This window comes from Bradyrhizobium sp., assembly GCF_016462955.1.
GTDB lineage: Bacteria > Pseudomonadota > Alphaproteobacteria > Rhizobiales > Xanthobacteraceae > Bradyrhizobium.
This window is the reverse complement of the sequence record NZ_JAEMSD010000121.1, coordinates 1-979: the sequence shown is the minus strand read 5'-3', so window position 1 is coordinate 979 and position 979 is coordinate 1. Positions and strand designations below refer to the sequence as shown.

The following is a 979-nucleotide window of genomic DNA, read 5'->3' as shown; positions in this document are numbered from 1 at the left end:
GCTGCTTGCGTCCGAAAACTTGCGCGAATTCGATCGCGGCACCGTGCTGATCCCGGAGAAATTCCTGGCCAAGGCTGCAATTGTGCCGACCCCCGCCGGCCTCGACGCCTCGGCATTGCAGCCGGAGTTCGGCTTGATGCAGGGGGAGGGCAAGGGCAACCCCGTCTTCACCGACAATGACGTGGTCGGCGCGCTGCAACAGGCCGCGGCGCGCGGCATCGACATGCATAACGTCCGTTCGGTTGCAGGCTTCCAGCGCCGTCTCAACGATATCACCTGCGCCGGCTGTCACCAGACCCGCGGCATCGGCGGCTTCCATTTCCCGGGGGTCGACTGGCTCGCGGACAAGCCGTCGAATTCCAGCATCGTGCCGGCCTCGCCGCATTTCTTCGGCGACCAGCTCCGCCGCCGCGACATCCTGGCCGCCTTCGCTGCCGGCAAAGATCCTGATTTCTCACGCGGATTTGCCAGCCGGCCGCAGACCCGCGGCAGACGCGAACTCGCCGGCACCGAATACCAGGACGGCTGGGGCGCGCATTGTTCCCTGCCAATTCCGGGATCGGGAACGCCGGACAGGAGTTTTACGTCATGGAGCTGTGCTAACGGTCTCACCTGCCAGGCCGCCGCGGCCTCGCACCGTATCGGCATGTGCTTCATCAAGACGCATTAGCGCATCAGGCCCACGAGCGATTTGGGGTGATTCAATGACGAATACCGGCGAGGCCAATAAAGAGCGCAACCGCGAGATCGCGCGCAATGAGGAAGCCAAGCAGGTCGCCGGCAGCACCCGCGTCAGCATCTGGGCCATCGCGACGGCCGTGATTGTCGGCGGGCTCTTGTTCACGCTGGGCTGGCTGGCGCTGAGGTAGCTTGCCTACCTCTCCCCGCCTGGGGCAGGGCAATCGCGTATGGCTTTTCGAAAGGCCTGAGCACGCGCCTCGCCCTTCGAGACGACCGCTTCGCGGTCCCTCAGGGTGAG

At 65.1% G+C, this 979-nt stretch carries 1 protein-coding gene and 1 pseudogene; both read left to right on the top strand.

Annotation, left to right across the window (positions count from 1 at the left end; translation table 11 throughout):
- Positions 1-670: pseudogene (locus JHD07_RS15010) on the top strand (hypothetical protein); the annotation flags it as partial.
- Positions 671-704: 34 nt separating this feature from the next.
- Positions 705-869: a hypothetical protein gene (locus JHD07_RS15005; RefSeq protein WP_291623446.1), complete on the top strand. Its 165-nt coding sequence runs from the start codon at positions 705-707 to the stop codon at positions 867-869.
- Positions 870-979 lie beyond the last annotated feature (110 nt).

What these genes read in the sequence shown, in the direction of transcription:
- JHD07_RS15005 (WP_291623446.1), top strand. Translation starts at nt 705, where the DNA reads ATGACGAATACCGGCGAGGCCAATAAAGAGCGCAACCGCGAGATCGCG.